This is a genomic window from Pedobacter panaciterrae (genome assembly GCF_013204795.1).
Taxonomy (GTDB): domain Bacteria; phylum Bacteroidota; class Bacteroidia; order Sphingobacteriales; family Sphingobacteriaceae; genus Pedobacter; species Pedobacter panaciterrae.
Genome location: NZ_JABMKW010000008.1, coordinates 451,670 through 466,183 on the forward strand (window position 1 = coordinate 451,670; position 14,514 = coordinate 466,183).

General features: G+C 42.2%; 8 protein-coding genes. 6 read left to right on the forward strand and 2 right to left on the reverse strand.

The window, feature by feature from the left end; genetic code table 11:
• Positions 1 to 87 precede the first annotated feature (87 nt).
• Both HQN86_RS04130 and HQN86_RS04135 read left to right on the forward strand, forming a co-directional pair.
• On the forward strand, positions 88 to 1,056 hold the full coding sequence (locus HQN86_RS04130) for a glycosyltransferase family A protein (protein WP_172659755.1): 969 nt from the start codon (positions 88 to 90) through the stop codon (positions 1,054 to 1,056).
• Positions 1,057 to 1,189: 133 nt separating this feature from the next.
• Entirely contained in the window at positions 1,190 to 1,414 is a 225-nt protein-coding gene (locus tag HQN86_RS04135) for a CDGSH iron-sulfur domain-containing protein (RefSeq protein ID WP_172659756.1), read from the forward strand.
• 54 nt (positions 1,415 to 1,468) lie between these two features.
• Here the strand turns inward: HQN86_RS04135 and HQN86_RS04140 are convergent, their stop codons facing one another.
• Entirely contained in the window at positions 1,469 to 3,991 is a 2,523-nt protein-coding gene (locus HQN86_RS04140) for a beta-L-arabinofuranosidase domain-containing protein (protein ID WP_172659757.1), read from the reverse strand.
• Positions 3,992 to 4,209: 218 nt separating this feature from the next.
• Here HQN86_RS04140 and HQN86_RS04145 point away from each other — a divergent pair, with 218 nt between their 5' ends.
• Positions 4,210 to 5,871: a glycoside hydrolase family protein gene (locus tag HQN86_RS04145; protein ID WP_172659758.1), complete on the forward strand. Its 1,662-nt coding sequence runs from the start codon at positions 4,210 to 4,212 to the stop codon at positions 5,869 to 5,871.
• Positions 5,872 to 5,873: 2 nt separating this feature from the next.
• Here HQN86_RS04145 and HQN86_RS04150 read toward each other — a convergent pair whose 3' ends face one another.
• Positions 5,874 to 7,187, reverse strand: coding sequence for a hypothetical protein (locus HQN86_RS04150; protein WP_172659759.1), 1,314 nt, complete (start codon positions 7,185 to 7,187; stop codon positions 5,874 to 5,876).
• A gap of 171 nt (positions 7,188 to 7,358) precedes the next feature.
• On the opposite strand from HQN86_RS04150, the gene HQN86_RS04155 reads away from it, so the two are divergent.
• Genes HQN86_RS04155 through HQN86_RS04165 form a run of 3 tightly spaced genes read left to right on the forward strand, consistent with a single transcriptional unit; the run spans position 7,359 to position 14,510 of the window.
• Positions 7,359 to 10,409, forward strand: coding sequence for a SusC/RagA family TonB-linked outer membrane protein (locus HQN86_RS04155; RefSeq protein ID WP_172659760.1), 3,051 nt, complete (start codon positions 7,359 to 7,361; stop codon positions 10,407 to 10,409).
• Positions 10,410 to 10,411: 2 nt separating this feature from the next.
• A complete protein-coding gene (locus HQN86_RS04160; RefSeq protein WP_172659761.1) occupies positions 10,412 to 12,094 on the forward strand; it encodes a RagB/SusD family nutrient uptake outer membrane protein in 1,683 nt (560 codons plus the stop codon).
• 16 nt (positions 12,095 to 12,110) lie between these two features.
• Positions 12,111 to 14,510 carry a hypothetical protein gene (locus tag HQN86_RS04165; RefSeq protein WP_172659762.1) on the forward strand — a complete coding sequence of 800 codons (2,400 nt, stop codon included), beginning with the start codon at positions 12,111 to 12,113 and terminating at the stop codon, positions 14,508 to 14,510.
• Positions 14,511 to 14,514 lie beyond the last annotated feature (4 nt).

Consider the following 14,514-nt stretch of genomic DNA (forward strand, 5'->3'; position numbering starts at 1 on the left):
TATAGGGATTAGCTGGCTACGGTAACCTCGTAACAGGCATTTGTCAGGACCAGACGGACCACCATATTTTAATTTATTAGCATAGCTATGTTTATATCGATTATCACTCCTACCTATAATCGTGCTGATACGCTTCATCGTTGTTATGAGTCGTTGAGCAAACAGTCTTTTAAAAATTTTGAGTGGATTATTGTTGATGATGGCTCTACAGATGATACATCAGAAACCGTGTCGGCGTGGCAGCGTGAGTCGCCTTTAAATATTAATTATTATCAGAAACCCAACGGGGGCAAGCCCTCTGCCGTAAATCAGGGCGTAAAGCTTGCAAGCGGTGAAATGTGTGCAATACTTGATTCCGATGATGCCCTTTGCCACGATGGGCTTAAAACCTTAGTTGATGAATGGGAAAGCCTCTCACCGGATGTAAGGGATAAGTATTGGTGTGTATGTGCTTTGGTGGAGGATTCGATTACAAAACAGGTTGTCGGCGACTTATTTCCTGCAGATCACATCACCATTACAGGAGGTGAATTTCAGTTTAAGTATAAAATAATAGGTGAAAAATTTGGCTTAATGCGTACCGCATTGTTAAAGAAGAATCCATATCCAGAAGCAGAGGGCTATAAATTTGTACCCGAAAGTTATATTTGGAATAGGTTGGGGCGACAATACCAGTACATCTGCATCAATACAGTAGTGCGAACTTATTTTATCCCAACAGGCTCTGGTTTTGGCAATCTGAGTGGCAAAGCAAACAGAATCCGAAATGCCAAAGGTTTAACTATGTGTGATGTTGATGTAGTGAATGAAGACCTGCCACATTGGTTTTTCAGCTCGCCCGTATTCTTTTTCAAAAGAGCCGCTCAGCTCTCCCGTTACGGAATGCATTCTGAATCTTTTTTGCGCCAGTATAACAGCATAGGAACCGGATGGGGTAAGGCGCTTGTTTTACTCTCGTTCCCACTTGGCTTTACACTTTATTTAGCAGACAAGCTATGGTTTAAATATTATTACGCCCCAGCCAAGGCTAAATTATTAAGAGATACCGTTTCCTGAAACCGATAGTTCAAAATTGGAATTGGTGGCGAAGGGTGTCCGCAATATGGATTAAACAGAGAACGTTTCTAAATTGAAATGATCTTGCCTGGTCTGTTTACTTTGTTTTAGCTTTGGCCAAAATTAAAAATAGATGTCAAAAACGAAGCTTACAATTAACAATAACGGATCGGTAAAGATAGAAGGCGATTTTGAAATCGTTGACAAGAATGGTGAAGTGTACGGATTGCAGGGCAGAACTGCGCTATCAATTTGTCGCTGCGGACTTTCAAAAAATAAACCATTTTGCGATGGATCTCATAATGGTCATTTTGAGCATGAGGCTGTGGCGTTTGATCTGCCTCCTAAAAAGGTTTAATTTGCCGGAAGGGTATAAATTATAAAAAGGGGTTTCAATTTGATACCCCTTTTTTTACTTCACTTCTTTAACAAGTAAATTATCAATGCTTGCCAGTGAATCATAGGCCCTAACGCCAATCATACCGCTTTTAAATTCTGAATCTTTTACAGATATCAATGGCTTTTCTGATCCGTTAAAGTATACCTTAATGTCACTGCCTTTGGCTTCTATTTTAACCTTGTACGACTTTCCTATTTCTAATTTTTGCTGTTCTGATGCAAGTGCAACCCATTTCTGGTCAGATGATTTGCCCAATTGGATCGTGCCTGTTTCTGCATCAATTCCCAGGTAATAGCCCTTATACATATCTGCACCAAGTACCGCATCCGTCACTCTAAAAACCAGACCGGCATTTCCTTTTGAGTTTAGCTGTACGGTGGCCTCGTAGCTCAGGTCCTTAAACATGGTACTGCTCGCAATCGCTTTTGAACCATGGATCCCATATCCCCAGGAACCTTTGTTAGATGCGGCGTGGATTGCTCCATCTTTAATAAACCAGCTGCCGCCATATAACAACCAGTCTTTAACTGTAGCATTGTCAAAGTTTTCTTTAAACAACTTACGCGGACTTTCAGGCGTGCCAATTACAGGAAAATTACTGATTCTGATGTTTTCACTTCCAAAAGGAGTAAGGGTTATTTCTTCTGTCTGTTCCGATGAAGCAACCGGACTTCTTGGTACTTCAAAGGCATGCATTTTATTATAAGCCATGGTCCATGAAGGTATTTTCTTTGCAGAGACTTTCAGTTTAACAGGCGTAGTGGCTTGGATAAACGGATTCTCGGGCATAGCTGTGTTTTGAACTTTTACCGAAGCAGCCAGATTCTTACGATCTATCACCAATCCATAGTTCCAGGGCGAAGCAGAGGACACCTCATAGTCAAAAAAGCCTTCTACAGGATGTTTTTTACGAATACTGTATTTAGCATTCATCTGTAATCCATACACCAAGGGGCCACGTTCTACAGTAACCGATTGGTTTACCTGATCTGATACTTTTACTTCCATTGGGAAATTAAGTACTACCTCGTCATTGCTGCTCCATGATCGGTTTACGGTATAAACCTGACCGGTTTTAACATTCGATAATGCTTTGCCATTCACCGCTATTTGCGGATTTTTACACCATTCGGGTATTCTTAATTTCAATGGGAAAGTGGCAGCCTTTGCTAAGTCTATTTTAATTCTGATCTGCTCTTCAAAAGGATAGTTGGTCACCACATTCAATTTAACGGGAACGGCATCAGCTACAAAAGCATTCAGCTCAACCGGTGCATAGGCAATTACGGCCAAACCCTTATCAGGAGTTGCTGCCCAGCTGTTTTTTACAAAATAAGGCCATCCCATGTGCATGTTGTACCTGCAGCATCCCATGCCGGAGTACGGACTTAAAAGGATTCCTCCATCGTAGTCCTCATCAAAACCAGAGTTACCGTGCTTACATACCACCTGGTTGGGCTGTGTATAATATAAATGAGATTTAATGTCTCTGCTAAACTGCGATGGCAAGGTGTTAAAAGCAATTTTCTCCAGTCTGTCGCCAATCTGTGCATCATGAACTATTCGGGCTGTGGTTTCCAGACTTTGCATCCATTCTACCACGGTACAAGTCTCCGTTCCCTGAAAGGAACTTCTGCCAGCCAGGAATTCTGTTCCCGATGCAATGCCCGATGCCTGTCCGTGATCTCTTATTAAATTATAGATTCCTTTTTCAGTTGCATCTCTGTAAAATGGAGTGTTGTTCAACTGTGAGTAAATTGCCGGAAGTTTAAGCGCCTGACCAACACTAACGCTGTGTTTGGTATGGAAATCATCGCCATAATGGTAGAACTGGTTATTTGTATAGATATCTGCCCAAGGATAGGCCTGTGATTTTAGTTTTTCTGCTAAGGTTAGCAGCGACCTTTCGCCAGTTCTGTTGTATAACCACAATACCAATTCTATGTTGTCGCCGGTTCTAGATTTGCTCCATTCCGTTAGTGGTTTTTTATCCAGGTTCTCCAGCTGATACTTAAAATATTTGGTAAAAAAACCAATCACCCGTTCATCGCCGGTAGCCTCATAATAACTTTGTATGGCATACATCATTGGCATTCTTGGCCACCAGTCGTTCATTTTTGCTGGGCCAAAAGCTCCGTTCGCCTGCTGGTGGTCTAATGTCCAGTTTATCCATTTCTGCGATTTTGCTTTTAATTCAGGATTATCCAATGTATAAGCCAGTGCTATAAGTCCTTTTACGTAATAAGGAACACGTTCCCAACCTTCGCCATTGCCACCCAGCCAATCAGATTCAGGGCCAAGGTTAGATGCCTCCGGATAAAGTTCTTCGGCATGTCCGGTTGCGCCATCTTTTTGAAATTCCAATTGTTTCAATAACCAGCCTTTGGCTTTTATACTGCCAAGGGGAAGCTGTATGTACGTGTCGGCGGTTAACGGCGCACGGTTGTATACATATTGCTTTCCAGGGCTGTTTTGCGCAAAGAGCAATGACGGGATCGAAGCAAATGCCAAGATGAGTGATTTCTTAACGTTCATGTTTATAAATGGCTTTGTGTGTTTAAAGAACAAGTTTATTATAAAATATTTAGTGTTTCAGCTCTTATCTGTAAATTGATACAATCTGAAGAATTTTTGAAACGTATGGGCGAGTATTATCACTGAATGTTAATATTACTTAATGAATGGATAAGAAATCAAAATTACGGGTTTCAGAATGTGCTTTATTTGTTACCGAATTTAGTTGATCTCATGAAATGAAAAAGTACCTGTTTATTCCCCTCATCCTTTGTGTTTTATTTTTAACACCCTGCATGCTTATTGCCCAAATCACGGAAAGGCCAAGACCTGTTGAATGGGATCAGCTGGTAGAAGGCGGGCGGTTTAAAGATCGTTTGTTACCTATGCCAAAAGGCAAGCTCAGCAGTGATACCTGGGGTGCCAAAGGTGTATTGCCAAGGTACGTAGATAATGGTATTGAAGACCGCATCAGATCTTATTGGGGAGGGAAAATAATTTTAGGATCGGATAAACTCTATCACCTTTATGTAGCCGGCTGGCTCGAAAGTTCGGCGAAAGGTCATGCCGAGTGGCCAAATTCAATTGTTTACCATACGGTAAGCGATAACTCAATTGGCCCTTTTGTGGTAAAAGACACTATAGGCAAAGGGCATAATCCTGAAGTTTTCCGGATCAAAGACGGCAGATATGTGATTTATATTATTGACGGATATTACATTTCAAATAGTTTAAACGGGCCATGGGAATTAAAGCATTTTGATTTTGAGAAAAGAGATCGCCCGATTATCGAGGGCCTGTCTAATTTAACCTTTGCGCAAAGAGAAGACGGCTCTTACCTTATGGTGTGCAGAGGTGGTGGTGTATGGATCAGTAAAACAGGAATTTCTGCTTACAATCAAATTACCGACAGAAGGGTATACCCCAATGTAAAGGGCGAGTTTGAGGATCCGGTGGTGTGGCGCGACAATGTTCAATACCATTTAATTGTGAACGACTGGTTAGGCAGAATCGCCTTTTACCAACGCTCAAAAGATGGGGTTAACTGGGTTACAGATCCCGGAGAGGCATATACCATTGGAGTAGCTAAACATGAAGACGGACAGGTGGAAGACTGGTATAAATTTGAACGTATTAAAGTGCTTCAGGATAATTATGGAAGAGCTATTCAGGCGAACTTTGCAGTAATAGATACTTCTAAGGCAGATGATAAAGCCAGCGACCGCCATAGTTCCAAAAACATCAGCGTACCGTTGAACCCGGGGGTTTTGCTGACCATGCTGAACAAGGAAATGCCGACAGCTAAAACCAAAGTGATCAGCGTTAAAATTGCAGCCGAAAAAGGCTTTAACCCGCAAATAGATGTAGATGTTAAATCCCTTCGTTTTGGGGCGTCAACAGAAGTTAACTTTGGCAGGGGCAGCAAGGTGTTAAGTGTGGTAAAATCAAACAAAGATCTGATTGTAAATTTTGATGCCAAAGGCAGTGGCATCACAAAAGAGGAATTTGCACCAAAGCTGATCGGGAAATCTACCGCAGGTAAGCTGCTTTACGGATACACCCGTGTGCCATGGTTAAACTATAATGAGGCCATTCTTTCAGCCCGTAAACCGGTATTTAGCTCAGAGAATAATAAAACCAAACTAAAAATAGAGGTAGAAAATTTTGGCCAGGTAGTGTCTAAAAAAAGCGTTTTAGAGGTTACCTGTCTTGTTGGTAACGAGAAGAAAACTTTAGGCATAGCAGCGGTTCCGGTACTACAGCCATACGGTAAAACAGAAGTTAGTTTGCTTACAGATCAGGTATTTGAAAAAGGGAAGGAGTATGCGTTTTCTGTAACGGTGAGTACCAATAACACAAAAGTTTCCTTATTCGAGTTTAAAGCGGTTCCTGTTAAATAAGATCAGAATGTTTCTTTTGTCTTCAGGTCTGAGATATGTAAGTTTTCGAAATAGCCTATTCCTGCTATTGTCAGTTTAACTCCCATTATCTTACCAATTGATTTGTTGTACTGTGTTTTAAAAGCTTCTTTAGAGTTGATGTATAGTTTAACCTGTTTGTTTTCAATTCGAAGCTTTAAATCAGCGCCGGTACTCAGGTCATGTCCAAGCGCCCTAAGGTCATATTTTGCGCCATCTTTAACATCTTCAGAAAACTGATAATGTGCCCAGGCCACACATTCGGGTTTAATGATGCCAAACACATGCTTATCCTTTTCTCCGTAAATAAACAGATCTGCTTGTGAGCATCTTACACCGGCCCTGTTTTCGGAAGAGGCAACGTGCACCGTCAGTTCAAAATTATCTCCGTTGATATTGGTAGGTCTTACGTGTGAAAAATGAACAAAGAACGTGCGGTTGGTATCCACACCGGCACTGTAAACTTCTCTTGCTGATACCGTAATTGGCGTTCTAAGGCCTAAATCTTTTACTAAAACCGGGTATACTCTTGTGGTATCCTGCATCACAGAAGTAATGGCACTCCAGGTTTTACTTTGCAGATAAACATATCCGGTATCGATGGGTCTTTTCTTATACAACAGCATAGGGTAGTACCTTCCCGGGATTTCGTAATAATGATTAAAAAGGCTGTCTGAGAGGTTAACCTTCTTTATCTTACCATCACCAAAATCAACAGAGAAATTAGAAGATGAATCAGGCAATGGTCCTGCTGCGTCCAGTTTAAATATAGCCGAATGTGGAGTAAGTCCTTCGGGGTTTATGCACTTCAGCTTTACGTTCTGGGCAAAAAGATCCGTGCCTGTATCTGGTTTTCTTAATAGTACTATCGCAATAAACGTAACCAGTACTATAAAAGCAATAAAGTATAACATTTTCTTATTGCTTTCCTGCTTATGCGTTTCAGGGGTTTTTGCAGGTGCCTTCTGTACTAATCCGGTTTTTACATCTATAATGGGATTCTTAAACTCAAATTCGTACCAGTCTCTGTAGCCTATAAATTTCGCAAGGGCATCGCGTGTTGCCTTTTGTGGATAATACCGGGTAGATGTTTTAGATTTTCCAAAGATTCTTTTAAGGGTGCTTTCGCTTAAATGAATGGATGTTTTACGTGACAATAAACCACTTAACCTTACATAGTCGCTGTTCGTCCAATCAGAAATTGGTTTTTCACCGATCTGCTCAGCTACCTTCTGACAGCATATGTCCAGCTGTTGAAAAAATATTGAATTTTCAGCTTGTTCAGAATACCTATTCATCTGGTGTAAGTGGTTGTTTTATAGTTTGTTAGGTTGTCTAAAATATTGACCAATATTTTGGATATGGTGTTGGCGGTTCATTCTGTAAAACGGGATATAAATTTACTAAACCAATCAAAACTAAATCAGATTGACAAATAACAATCTTTTTTAAAACTTAACCAAATATAAATGAAAAGAAAATTATTACTTCTGGCGATGTTTTTAGGCCTGCAATATGCAGCCGTCGCGCAAACCAAAAAAGTATCGGGTAAAGTTATCGATGCCACCACAAAACAACCTCTGGCGGGTGTTAGTATTACTGTTACAGACACCAGGCAGGGAACAAGTACAAATGTGGAAGGCGCGTTTACCTTAAATGCCCCTTCCGAAGCAAAAACCATTCTGTTAACATTTGTTGGCTACCAGGACCAAGTTGTTGAACTTACGGGTAAACCACTTCAAATTGGTCTGCTGGTCGATAATAAGGACCTCAACGAGGTTGTAGTAGTTGGTTATGGTACGCAAAGAAAAAAGGACCTTACCGGCGCAGTAACTTCAATAGGATCAAAGGATGTAGGAGGGCGGCAAACACTTCAGGTTTCTGAAGCCCTGCAAGGCAGTGTTGGCGGTGTTTCTGTAACCCGTACCAGCAGTGCTCCCGGCTCCGGATCCAACATCTCTATCAGGGGGATTACTACCATTGGAACAAACAGCCCGCTAATTATTCTGGACGGGGTGCCTGTAAGCAATATTGATAATGTAAACCCAAATGATGTTGAAAACATTACGGTACTAAAAGACGCTGCCTCGGCTGCAATTTACGGATCAAGAGGGGCGGCAGGCGTAATTTTAGTAACTACTAAAAGAGCTAAACAGGGGCAGAGCAGTCTGGAATATAACTACGAGTATGGCGTGCAAAGAGCAACCGCATTACCTGAATATGCAGGCGTACAGGATTATATGCGCTACTTTAATGAGCAGGCTACTAATGATGGTGCTTCTACCGGCCCTTTTCCACAATCAAGTATCGACAAGTACCTGGAAAACAACCTGGCAGATCCGGATAAGTATCCAAATACCAATTGGCAGGAAACCGTTATGACCAATAAATCGGCCCCACGCCAACGCCATGATCTGGTGTTTACCATGGGAACTGATAAAATAAAAACCAAGGCTTCGCTGGGCTATTCAGATGCCGGAGCATTTTACGACAACAGATCTTACAACAGGTACCTGTTTCGTATCAACAACGACCTGCAGCTGAACAGCAAAATGAATATCAACTTAGATGTTGCCTATAAAAGAACAACCAACAAAGGCAATGCAAATGAATTAAGTAACAACTACAATCCCATTTATGAGGCGCGTATTATGCCTCCAATTTATGATGATTTCTATTCCAACGGGCTTTTGGCTTTTGGAAAGGATGGCAGAAACCCAATTGCCCAGATCAATGAGGGAGGATTTAGTAAAACCCTTGCAAATCAAATCAGCGGTCGCATTATGTTTAATTACAAACCCATTCAGGGACTTACGCTGATCATGCAGGTAGCACCAACTTTTGATCTGGATAAGGACAAGTATTTCTCTAAACAAATAAAGTTTACCAATGCCGATGGCAGTGTAAGTACCATTGTGAACCAGCCTAAAACTATCCTGAGCGAAGGCAGAAATGAGGCTTTTAGCATTAACGGGCAGTTGCTTGCTAACTATACCAGAGAGATTGCAAAAGACCATACCATTGATGTGCTTGTGGGTTATGAAGAAAATTACAGGTCACTTGAATCTTTGGGTGCTTCCAGAACCGGTTTTGCCCTTGTTGATTTTCCTTACTTAAATGCCGGAAGTACAGAACTGAGAGACAACTCGGGCAGTGCAAACGAATCAGGATTACATTCCCTGTTCAGTCGCTTGCAGTACAATTATAAAAACAAGTATTACATCCAGGGAAATATCCGTTCAGACAGATCTTCCCGATTTGCTGATAAATTCAGAAATGCGGTATACCCATCGGTTTCGGCAGGCTGGACAGTTACCGAAGAAAGCTTTATGAAAAGTATGAACTGGCTTTCTTTCCTTAAATTAAGAGGATCATGGGGCCGTGCTGGTAATGAACGATTGTTAGACAGGAACAATAACCCCGCTTACTATCCTTACCAGGCAACCATAGATTTTACAAATGCACTGTTCTATCAGAATGGAGTTGTTACCCCGTTAACAGGAGGCGGACAACAGGTATATGCAGTAGAGAATATCAGCTGGGAAACCAGTCAGACCACCGATGTGGGATTAGATGCAGCTTTTCTTGATAACAGGTTAACCGTTTCTGCTGATTACTATAAAAAGAAAACTTACGATATCCTTTTGCCGCTTGATATTCCGCTTTACTTAGGATATGACAAGCCTAACCAAAATGCGGGGGTATTAAATGTGAAGGGATGGGAACTGGAAATGGGCTGGAAAGATAAGATCGGGAACGTGAATTACGCTGTTGCAGCGAACGTTTCAGACGCCAAATCAAAAATCGGAGATCTAAAAGGGACAGAATTTAGAGGTGATCAGATTATCCGTAATGGCAGCGAATACAATGAATGGTTTGGTTATAAAGCCAATGGGATATTTCAGACAGCGGCAGAAGTTGCGGGAGCACCAGTGCTAAATGCAAACACTAAAGCAGGAGATATCCGCTACCAGGATCTGAATAATGATGGAAAGATCACTACCGACGATAAGGTGTTGCTTGGCGGAGCTTTACCCCGCTATCAGTATGGAGGAAATATAAGACTTGATTATATGGGCTTTGATTTTGGTGCAGTATTTCAGGGAGTTGGGAAAAAGTTAAGCCGGTTAAACGACGAAGTTACCCAACCATTTGCCGAAGCTTTTGGAAACGTACCAATTGAAATGGTTGGGAAATTCTGGAGCCCGAATAATACTGCCGAGCAAAACCTTCAGGCCACTTATCCAAGGTTATCGCGTACCTCTACGTCGAACAACTATACTTTGTCTGACTTTTGGTTAATCGACGGCTCTTACTTTCGTGTAAAAAACCTTACGCTGGGCTATACTTTAAAGGAAAGCTGGATAAAAAAGGCAGGCATTCAGTCGTTCCGTTTCTATGTCTCAGCTAACGACCTGTTTTCGTCCAGTAAGTTTCCAAAATATCTGGATCCTGAAGCCGGAAACTATGCTTACCCAATTGTAACCACAATATTGGCCGGTGCAACCTTAAAATTTTAATCATGAAAAAGTTCTATTTAATTATCATCATATCTGTAGGTCTTTCGGCCTGCAATAAACTCGACCTCAATCCACTTTCTGAGGCCTCGACCGGGAATTTTTATTCCAACCAAACCGAATTGGAACTGGCTGTTAATGACCTTTACCGACTGGTTTTCTGGGGGAATGATAACGAATTGTTTGGCGACAATGAGTGGCACCGCGGCCAGTTAACAAATGCAGTGATCGGCGGCACGATGAATGCCGACGATGCTGCGGTGCAAACTTATTGGTTAAACTGTTACAAAGCCATTGCAAGAGCGAACTCGTTTCTAGCCAATAAAGATAAAGCTGCGGCCAATACGCCAGCAGCAGTGATGTTGAGACTGGAAGCAGAGATGCGTTTGATCAGGGCAAACCAATATGCTAAACTGGTTACCCATTTTGGCGACGTTCCCTTATTAACAACCACTTTAACCCTCGAAGAATCATACGGGATCACCAGAACCGGTAAAGATCAGGTACTTGATTTTATTTTTAAAGAGCTTGATTTTGCTATCGCCAATTTGCCTGAGACCTATGCGCAGGCCGAAGTGAAAAGGTTAACCAAGGGTGCAGCCTTAGCTGTAAAAGCACGAACTGCTTTGTATGTAGGGAAATATGACGTGGCACGCGATGCTGCAAAAGCAGTAATGGATTTAGGTGCGGCCAATGTTTATAGCCTTAATGCCAGCTATTCTCAATTGTTTTTAAAAGCAGGTGAAACCAGCAAAGAGCTAATTATCAGTATTCCAAGAGATCAGGCCCAACAGGTTTTTAACGGAGCAGGTTATGTGCAGGACAATATTTCCAGAAATGCCGGTGGCTTTGGCGCCCAATTGCCAACACGGGATATTGTGGATGCTTATGAGTGTACTGATGGTAAACCCATTGATGAGTCGCCTTTGTACGACCCTAAACAGCCCTTCAAAAACCGCGATCCCCGTCTCACGGCAACTGTTGTGGAGTTCAACACCCAATGGCTGGGGTACAATTATACCCCGCATCCGGATTCTTTAACGGTTTATAGTTCAAAACAGAACAAAAGTGTATCCAATAAAGATTCACGTGCGGTTGCCGCATTTGCAAGCTATACCGGTTTCCTTTGGAAAAAGGGTATTGACCAAACCTGGGCCGACCGACTTGCCGAAGACAACGATGCCATCATTATCAGGTATGCCGAGATGCTGCTGACTTATGCAGAGGCAAAGGTAGAACTGGGAGAAGCGAATGCTACTGTTTTAGATGCCATTAACCAGGTGAGGGCAAGAGCCTATGGTGTTACTGCTGCACAAACCACCTTATATCCTGCTGTAACGACAACAGATCTAACAGAACTTAGAAAAGTTGTACGGAGAGAAAGAAGGGTAGAATTTGCAAAAGAGGGGCTTCGCTACATGGATTTGATCCGCTGGCACCTGGCCGAAAAGGCACTGACAAAACCAGTCATTGGTTTACCTGATCCGGCAAATCAAAACCGCTCAAAATGGCCTTTCCCGGGCATTACTCCGCTCGACGATGATGGCATAGCCGATTACTCGGGTTTTGGATCTGATGTTAAGGCACTTATTGAAAGGAAATTTGATAAAAACAAGCAATACCTGTGGCCTATACCGGCTGTAGAAAGAAGGGTAAACCCCAACATCACTCAGAACTTAAATTATTAACCTATAACACACACAAATGAATATTAGCCCTAATTTAAAAAGTTGTGCTGCCCTGGCGGCACTACTTTTATCTTTGAACACATTCGGACAGAAGACAACGAAACCACTGCAGGTAAGTGGTGTATATCCACATTTAGCTACGTTTAATGAGGGCTGGCCAAAAACAGAAAAAAGCACTGTAGGATTTGGTGAGGGGTTTGAAAATGGCATCGGAGCGATAACCCCATGGGCAAATAAGCTATGGATGGTTACCTATTCTCCTCATACCCCTAATGGAAGTGCAGATAAGCTTTATAGCGTAGATGCAGATCTGAATGTAACCATACATCCGGAAAGTATTGGCGGCACTCCTGCTAACAGGATGATCCATAAAGAATCGAATCAACTGATCACCAGTAGCTATTTTATTGATAAAAATGGAAAAGTAAGGGCAATTCCCTTTTCCGTAATGCCAGGCAGGATGACCGCAACCGCAAGGCACCTGACTGATCCGTCCAACAAAGTATACTTCTATGATATGGAGGGTAAGGTGTATGAGGTTGATGTAAATAGCCTTGCTGTTAAGAAACTATTTGAAAAACCTGTACCCGGCTGGCATGGAAAAGGCGCCTATACCGGTCAAAACCTCTTTGTTGTTGCGAACAACGGCGAGGATGCTGTTTTCAAATTGACGAAGGATATGCTAAAAGCAGGAGATTTGCCTAAGGGGCCAGAAGAAATGGGTGTTTTGGCAAGCTGGGATGGTAAGACCTGGAAAATCATAGAGCGAAAACAATTTACTGATATCACAGGACCCGGTGGTATTTATGGTTCACCAGACGATAAAAGTCCGCTATGGGCAATAGGCTGGGATAGGCGATCGGTAATTTTGAAGTTGCTTGATGGCGGACAATGGTATACTTATCGTTTGCCAAAAGCGGCACGTACCTACGACCATAGAGGCGGATGGTATACCGAATGGCCACGCATCAGGGAAGTTGGCAATGGAAAAATGCTGATGGATATGCATGGCATGATGTACGACTTTCCAAAAACTTTTTCGAGAAACAACAGCGCAGGTATTTCGCCTTTAAGCAGCCACTTGCGCTATATTCCAGATTTTTGCAGCTGGAACAATCAGATTGTAATTGCTACAGATGAGACTACTGTACTGCAAAATCCAATGGCCGGTCGCTCTCAATCGAACCTTTGGTTTGGCCAATGGAGCGATTTAAAAACATGGGGCGGTGCAACCGGTTGGGGCGGCCCATGGGATAACGATGCTGTAAAAGCAAACACAACTTCGGATGCCTTTTTGATCAATAATTTCAACAAAAAAGTGCTGCATTTAACCCAAACATCAGAACAGGCAGTGAGTTTTACCATACAGGTTGATAAAACAGGGAATAATAAATGGGTAGATTATAAGGTAATTAAGGTGCCAAAAAATGGTTATGTGAATTTTATTTTCCCGGCCGATTTTAAAGCTACCTGGATAAGGTTTAAAACAGATAAGGATTGTAGGGCTTCTGCTTTCTTCCATTTTACCGGAACAATGCACGAAAAGCAAGATCCTGTGTTCAATACTTTAAGCGATATTACCGACAAAGATGAGATTAGTTCTACGGTCATTCGCCCTGCAAACTTCAACAAAAACCTGCAGGTATTGTCGACCAGTAATGGCAAAAGTCAGTATGTAGAAGTTGATGAAAAACTGACCTTTTCTAACGGAGCGGTAGACAGTACTTCTCAAATGAAGCGTTTGCTGTCGTTAAGTAGAACCTATTCTGTAGATGAGGCTTCTGTGATTATCAAAGATAAAACGGGAACTTTCCGTTTACCAAAAACATCGGATGCTTACGAAACTTTTCCTTATCGCGATCGTCGCGAAGTTGAGTCGGAGCGCTTTATGCTGAACATACAAGGAACCTTTTATGAGGTTGGTCGCGAGGCTGGTTTCATAGCCCTTCGTCCGATTACCACACACCATAAAAAGATCGTAGATTTTTGTACGTGGAGAGGGTTACTGGTACTAAGCGGAACCAAACAGGGGGCAAAAGCTGATGGCCACTACTTTGCCAATGAAAAAAATACTGATGGACTTTGGTTCGGGGGAATTGATGACCTATGGAAAATGGGCAAACCTACAGGCCATGGAGGCGTTTGGGAAAGAGCTGCGGTTAAGTCGGGCACACCATCGCTGCCATATCTTATGACGGGGTATGATAAGAAGAAGGTTTCCTTAAGTGCTGATAAGGATGTAAAGATCACCTTAGAAGTTGATTTTGACCTTTCCGGCTTTCACACCTATAAAACCTTTACTGTTCCTGCCGGTAAAACGATCAACTATGAGTTCCCACAAGGGTTCAGCGCACATTGGATAAGGGCAATTTCAGATAAAGCCTGTACTGCCACAGTTGAGTTTACCTATCAATAACAAA

Bases quoted from the DNA above. Each gene is read 5' to 3' on its own strand.
- HQN86_RS04130 (WP_172659755.1), top strand. From the start codon at position 88: ATGTTTATATCGATTATCACTCCTACCTATAATCGTGCTGATACGCTT.
- HQN86_RS04135 (WP_172659756.1), top strand. From the start codon at position 1,190: ATGTCAAAAACGAAGCTTACAATTAACAATAACGGATCGGTAAAGATA.
- HQN86_RS04140 (WP_172659757.1), bottom strand. From the start codon at position 3,991: ATGAACGTTAAGAAATCACTCATCTTGGCATTTGCTTCGATCCCGTCA.
- HQN86_RS04145 (WP_172659758.1), top strand. From the start codon at position 4,210: ATGAAAAAGTACCTGTTTATTCCCCTCATCCTTTGTGTTTTATTTTTA.
- HQN86_RS04150 (WP_172659759.1), bottom strand. From the start codon at position 7,187: ATGAATAGGTATTCTGAACAAGCTGAAAATTCAATATTTTTTCAACAG.
- HQN86_RS04155 (WP_172659760.1), top strand. From the start codon at position 7,359: ATGAAAAGAAAATTATTACTTCTGGCGATGTTTTTAGGCCTGCAATAT.
- HQN86_RS04160 (WP_172659761.1), top strand. From the start codon at position 10,412: ATGAAAAAGTTCTATTTAATTATCATCATATCTGTAGGTCTTTCGGCC.
- HQN86_RS04165 (WP_172659762.1), top strand. From the start codon at position 12,111: ATGAATATTAGCCCTAATTTAAAAAGTTGTGCTGCCCTGGCGGCACTA.